At 61.3% G+C, this 6,993-nt stretch carries 3 protein-coding genes; 1 reads left to right on the forward strand and 2 read right to left on the reverse strand.

What is annotated here, in order from left to right:
* The first annotated feature begins 269 nt into the window (after positions 1 to 269).
* Entirely contained in the window at positions 270 to 3,458 is a 3,189-nt protein-coding gene (locus Q4P21_RS15370; protein WP_303389602.1) for a family 20 glycosylhydrolase, read from the forward strand.
* Positions 3,459 to 3,570: 112 nt separating this feature from the next.
* Here the strand turns inward: Q4P21_RS15370 and ppsA are convergent, their stop codons facing one another.
* A complete protein-coding gene (gene ppsA / locus Q4P21_RS15375) occupies positions 3,571 to 5,973 on the reverse strand; it encodes a phosphoenolpyruvate synthase (RefSeq protein WP_303389603.1) in 2,403 nt (800 codons plus the stop codon).
* 142 nt (positions 5,974 to 6,115) lie between these two features.
* Positions 6,116 to 6,937 carry a pyruvate, water dikinase regulatory protein gene (locus tag Q4P21_RS15380; protein WP_303389604.1) on the reverse strand — a complete coding sequence of 274 codons (822 nt, stop codon included), beginning with the start codon at positions 6,935 to 6,937 and terminating at the stop codon, positions 6,116 to 6,118.
* Positions 6,938 to 6,993: the final 56 nt, after the last annotated feature.

Below are 6,993 nucleotides of genomic sequence, written 5' to 3' on the forward strand. Positions count from 1 at the left end.
AGGAAGCCGCACCGCTCCGTATCTGGCCGTGGCCACCGACAAGCGCTAGATCCGCGCAAAATCACTCACAGATGTTGATAAATGGTTGGATTATTTGCAATAATCGCGCATATTGTTGCATAAGTCACTCATGTATCGGCATGCTTGAGGTTGCTGCCCCACCTCTCCAATCGGAGATTCAGTGAATTGTTGGGTCGTTCCACTTGCACTGTTGGCATGCGGACATCAATCGCTCCGGGATAAAGCAGCCAGAGAGAGCTGGAGCGCGCATGCACACCCCACCCCAAGTTCGTTCGTCGGGCAGGCCCCGGCTTTGGAAATCGGCCCTGGTGCTGTCGCTTGCTGCAGCGGTCTGCATGGTCGGTGCACCGTGGGCTGCCGTGCAACCGGCAACTGCTGCTCCCGTTGATTTCCCGGACACGGTTCCCATGGTGCAGAGCTGGGCCCCGTCCACCGGGGACGGCTGGCACGTTTCAGGCACCACGAGCATCTCAGTCACCGAAGCAACAAGGGCCGCCGGTGAACTGCTCGCCGAGGGCCTTTTGGCCGACTACGGGTTTGCTGCGAAAATTACCCTGGACCCGGCCCGGGCCGGCGACATCACCCTGGCCTTGACAACAGTGGCGCCGGAAGTCGCCGCCGCTGAAGGCTACTCGCTGTCGATCACCGACCGTGTCGAGATCACTGCCAGTGGCGCAGCCGGACTGCGGCACGGAGCAACGACTCTCCTGCAGTCCCTTCGCACCACCCCCACCCCACTTTCGCTTCCTTCAGGCACAGTCATTGATGCACCGCGCATGGGCGACCGCGGCCAAATGCTTGACGTTGGCCGCCGCTACTTCCCCGTTGCCTACATCCAGCAACAGATCGACCAGATGGCATGGCTGAAGATGAACACCCTTCACCTTCACCTCTCGGACTGGAACGGCTACCGCATCGAGAGTGCCTCGCATCCGGAGATTGTCTCCCCAGAGAGCTACACCGTGGCGGAACTGAAGGGACTCGATGCCTATGCTGCGGCACGCGGCATCACGATCGTTCCCGAAATCGATGTCCCTGGCCATGCAACGGAAATCTCCCGAGCACGTCCCGACTTGGCTTTGACCTGCCCATCCATGTCCAAGCCGAACAACAATTGGGAAGGCACCAACGTTGACGGCTGGACCCTTGACTACACAAAGCCGGAAACGCGGGCCCTGGTCAAGGACCTGATTGCAGAACTCGCCGGGATCTTCTCCGGTCCGTACATCCACATCGGTGGCGACGAAATCCCCACGCAGGGTGCACAAAATAAATGCCCGTCACTGGTTGCCGCGCAGGCCACCAAGGGATTCAACTACGTCGGTGACCTCCTCGTTGATTTCACCAACGAGATGAATGCGGCTGTCAGATCGCACGGCAAGACCACGCAAATCTGGCAGTGGTGGGATTGGGACAGCCCAGTCACCACCGGTCCCGACAAGAACATCGTCGTCAATGAATGGCTCTCTGATCCCCTCGCCCGGGCAAACTCTGGCTACAAGACGATCGGCACCCAGGATGGGCCGCTTTATGTGAGCGCCGGATTCGGCTCCACACCGGGATCGTATGCATTCTTCAATGTGAACACCACCTACTCGAACTACGCCTTCGCATCACACGAAAACGTGCTCGGCTACCGTGTGAGCCGCTGGTCCGACAAGTCCTATGGCCTTTCCAACGATTTCTATGACTACCTGAGCCGGCGCCCCTTGGCCGTTGTCGCAGAGCGCACCTGGTCTGACACGAAGACCACAGCGGCGACGTTCCTTGACCGCTACGAGCAGATTGGTGATGCCCCAACAGGCCGCACCAGCCTAGGCGCCGAATTGGGTGGGAACATCGGCGCTGCCGGGCCTGCTGCATCCAAGCATGGCTGGACCACCACGGCGACCAGCCAGGAAACTGCAGGTGAAAACGGCTCCTCGGCAAATGCCACTGACAACAATCCATACACCATGTGGCATTCGAAATACTCAAGCCCATCAAGCACGTTGCCGCAGAGCCTCACAGTGGATCTTGGCAATGTCCAGCGACTCTCGGGCACGAAGTACCTGCCACGCCAGGACGGGGGGCGCGGGGGCCGCATCAAAGACTACGAAGTCTCGGTCTCAACGGACGGCACCACGTGGACACCTGCAGTGGAGGGCACCTTTGATTGGTACCCGACCTATGACAAGAGCCCCGGTGACAAGAACTGGCCGATGGAGTGGAGCGAGGAAATCATGCCCTTCACAGCCGATGTGGACGCACGGTTCGTCAGGCTCACAGCGCTTAGCTCCTACGTGGAGTCGTACGCATCCGTAGCCGAATTCAACGTCATCAAGGCACAGGCGACGCTTACTGTACCCACACCTTTGAACGTGGTTCTTGCCGATGACGCCGACGCCAGCAAAATCCTCCCGGGTCAGGCCGTGACGGTTAGCGTTCTGAATGCACAGTCCGATTCCTCCGCCACGCTGAAACTCGGCTCAGCCGAGCTGGGATCAGCCGTTGCAAACTCAGCCGGAGTCGTGACTTTCGCCGTCAAGATCCCCGCCGATGCGAAGGCGGGCAAAGCCACGTTGACGGTCACAGGCACGGACAAGAACGGGATGGAGACATCAGGTTCTCTTCCGGTGTCAATCATCGATGTCACGACGACACCGGACACAACAGCCCCGACAACTACAGCCACCATTGACAAGACGCCCAATGCTGCTGGTGTGTACACAAGTGTTCCATCAGTAACCCTGTCCGCAACCGACGACTTCGGCATCCAGTCGACGCAGTACATGCTGGACAGCGGCGCGTGGATGGACTACATGGCGCCGGTGGTCATCCCGGAGGGCGCTACGAGCTTCAGCTACCGCTCCACCGACACCTCCGGCAACGTTGAAGCCACCAAGTCGCTGGCCGAATTCAAGGTTGACACCGCTCAGAAAGCACCCGAGTTGAGCTTGCTCATCGATGGCAGCATCCCTGGGACCGTGAAGGCCGGGAAGAGCTATGAAGTTACGGTCGGGGAACTGCTGCCGGGCAGTCCAGCCGAGCTTTGGCTGCACTCCGAGCCGGTGCTGCTGACCGGAACCAAGGCCAACTCCAGCGGAGCCGCAACCACAACCATCACCATTCCGGCGGGGATAAAGGTCGGGGCCCACAACCTTGTTCTCCGTGGGCTCAACGCTGCTGGCATCAAGACGGAAGCATCCTTTGCCCTCACGGTGACCGCCGGCGCTCAGTCCGATGGCGGGCCCACAGCGGATGGCTCAGTGCCTGACGGCTCGACTCCCAGCGGATCGACACCCAGCAAGTCAACCACTCAGGAAACCGGGACATCGGCTGATCTGGCCCACACCGGTGCCACGATCGTGCCGTTGCTGGCAGGGGGCATCATGGTCCTCTTGCTCGGCGCCGCACTTCTGGTCCGCCGTCGTCCGGCAGGCCACGGGAAGTTGTAGCGGAAGGTAGCCCCCAACGCTGATAACGCGACGACGGTCCGGCAGGTTCCCTTGGAAGGAACCTGCCGGACCGTCTTTGTCATGACCGAGCCGCAGATGGCCGGTGAGACCGTTAGCGCAGGGCGGCGGGGACGGCGTTCTCTGCCGCGGCGGCCAGACGGAGCCATGTGTCCACCACGGTGTCCGGGTTCAATGAGACGGAATCGATGCCTTCCTCCACCAGCCATTGGGCGAAGTCGGCATGGTCGCTGGGCCCCTGGCCGCAGATCCCGACGTACTTTCCACGCGCCTTGCACGCCTTGATGGCCATGCTCAGCAGCTTCTTGACGGCAGGGTCGCGTTCATCGAAGCTGCCGGCCACAATCGAGGAATCCCGGTCCAGGCCCAGGGTCAGCTGGGTCATGTCGTTGGAGCCGATGGAGAAGCCGTCGAAGTAGTCGAGGAACTCATCGGCCAACAGTGCGTTGGAGGGCAGTTCGCACATCATGACGACCTCCAGCCCGTTCTCGCCGCGGCGCAGGCCGTTTTCCGCCAGCAGGTCAATGACCCCGCGGGCCTCGTCCAGCGTCCGCACGAACGGAATCATGAGCTTGACGTTTGTCAGGCCCATCTCGTTGCGCACAAACGAAAGCGCTTCGCATTCAAGGTCGAAGCAGTCCCGGAACGACGGTTCCAGGTAGCGGGAGGCCCCACGGAAGCCGATCATCGGGTTTTCCTCGTGCGGCTCGTACGCCGGCCCGCCCAACAGGTTTGCGTACTCGTTGGACTTGAAATCGGACATGCGCACAATCACCGGTTCCGGTGCGAACGCGGCGGCGATCGTAGCGACCCCTTCAGCCAGCCGCTTGATGTAGAACTCGCGCGGATCCCCGTAGGCGGCAATCCGTTCGCGGATTTCGGCGGCCACACCGGCCGGCTGCCCGTCCACGTCCAGCAGGGCCTTGGGGTGAATGCCGATTTGCCGGTTGATGATGAATTCCAGCCGGGCCAGGCCCACCCCGGAGTTGGGCAACTGCGCAAAACTGAAGGCCTGCTCGGGGGTGCCAACGTTCATCATGACCTTCACAGGAGCCTCTGGCATCTCGGCTACACCTGATTCCTCGAGGCTGAAGTCCAGCAGCCCCTCGTAGATCAGGCCGGTCTCGCCTTCGGCGCAGGAGACGGTCACTTCGGTTCCGTCGACGAGGACGTCCGTGGCTGTTCCGGTACCGACGACGGCGGGAATCCCCAGCTCGCGGGCGATGATCGCCGCGTGGCAGGTACGCCCACCCCGGTTGGTGACGATGGCTGAGGCACGCTTCATGATCGGTTCCCAGTCCGGGTCCGTCATGTCTGCAACGAGAACATCACCGGTTTTGAAGCTGGCCATCTGATCGATCGAATCCAGGATGCTGACGGCACCGGCGCCAATGCGCTGACCGATGGCCCGGCCCTCCACGAGCACCGGACCGCTCTCATTCATGCGGAAACGACTCAGCTGCCCACCCTTGCGGCGGGATTCGACCGTTTCCGGGCGGGCCTGCAGGATGTAAAGCCCGCCGTCAATGCCGTCCTTACCCCACTCGATGTCCATGGGACGGCCGTAGTGGTCCTCGATGGCGAGGGCGTGGCGCGCAAGCTGCTCGACGTCCTCGTCGGTGATGCTGAAGTGGCTGCGCAGAGCAGCCTCCACCGGGACAAAGTCAATGGTGCGCCCCACCTCGCGGTTCTGCGTGTACGTCATCTGGATGGCTTTCTCTCCGACGCTACGTTTGAGGATGGCCGGGCGGCCCTCCCGCAGAGCGGGCTTGTACACGTAGAACTCGTCCGGGTTCACTGCCCCCTGCACCACGGCCTCGCCGAGGCCGTAGGAGGAGGTGACGAAGACGGCGTCGCGGAACCCTGATTCGGTGTCCATGGTGAACATGACCCCGGATGAGCCGACGTCGGAGCGAACCATCCGCTGGACCCCCGCCGACAGCGCCACCTCGGCATGCTTGAACTCATGGTGCACCCGGTAGGCGATGGCGCGGTCGTTGTAGAGCGAGGCGAACACGTCTTTGATGGCCAACAAGATGTTCTCAATGCCGCGAATGTTCAGGAACGTTTCCTGCTGCCCGGCGAAGGAAGCATCCGGCAGGTCTTCCGCCGTCGCGCTTGAACGCACAGCCCAGGAAAGCTCGTCCGAACCCCCGTGCTTCTCCACCAGCTCCTGGTAGGAGGCGCGGACCTGTGCTTCAAAATCCGGCAGGAAAGGTGTTTCACGCATCATCGCGCGGATCTCCTGGCCCGCCGCAGCCAGAGCGGTCACATCATCAGTGTCCAGTCCTTCCAAGCGTGCGGCGATCCTCGCGTCCAGACCGGAATCGGCCAGAAAATCACGGTAAGCGTCCGCCGTCGTGGCGAAGCCGTCGGGGACTTGAACACCCGCCGACGTTAAGTTAGCCACCATCTCACCCAGCGAGGCGTTTTTTCCGCCCACCCTGTCCAAGTCTTTAAGTCCTAGGTCCGCGAACCACAGGGTGTCCTTCGTCATGGTATTTGCTCCTTTGCAAATGATGGCATGTTGGCATCACTCCCCTGCGAGGCCGTTGCAAGGGAGCGAACCTCTCCACCATGACAGGTTTTGACAGGCTTTTCATGTGACGTTCACCACATGAGACTTGTGAAATATTTCTCTAATGGCGCAGGTGCATCCGCTGCAAGATGGTGGCCGCCATTTCCTCGACGGAAACACTGGCTGAATTCAGGTAGGGAATGCCGTGGGCAAGGTACAAACGCTCGGCGCTGCGCAGTTCAAAACCACACTGCCGCAAGGAGGCATAGGAGGAGTCCCGGCGGCGCTCAGTGCGGATTTGGCTCAGCCGCTGCGGGTTGGAGGTCAGGCCAAAACACTTGTCCACAAAAGGCCGCAGCGGTGCGGGGAGGCCCACTTCATCGAAGTCCTCGTCCACGAGCGGGTAGTTCGCGGCAAAAATGCCGTGCTGCAAAGCCAGGTACATGGTGGTGGGGGTCTTCCCGCACCGTGAAGGAGCCACCAGGATGACCTGGGCCTTTTCCAGGGCGCGCAGGCTTTGTCCGTCGTCATGTTCTATGGCGTATTCAACCGCCGTCATCCGCGTTTGGTAGCGGACGGCATTTCCCAAGCCATGCGCGCGGCCCGGCTCGCCACTGGCCTGCTCGCCAAGAGCCAGCTCCAATTGCCCCACGTGGCTGCCGATGAGATCAACCATGGACGCTTTGCACGTGGCCAGGGTTTGGCGGATATCCGCACCCACCACGGTGGAAAAGACGATCGGCGTCAGCCCCAGCGCCGCCTGCCGATCTATGGTCTCCACCAGTTCATGTGCTTGCGCAACGGTGTCAATGAACGGCACGGTGGTGCGGGCAAAGTTACTGTCGGGGAATTGCGTCAACAACGTGTTCCCCAGCGTTTCCGCCGTTATTCCGGTGCTGTCCGAAAGGAAATAGACGGGATGGGGTTCTTCCCCGGTCAGCATTTCACTCTCCCGGACTCGGTCCATGGCGGTGGTTTCGGGCTTTTGCGTACTCAACG

It is taken from the genome of Arthrobacter sp., assembly GCF_030540645.1.
In the GTDB taxonomy this organism is placed as follows: Bacteria; Actinomycetota; Actinomycetes; order Actinomycetales; family Micrococcaceae; genus Specibacter.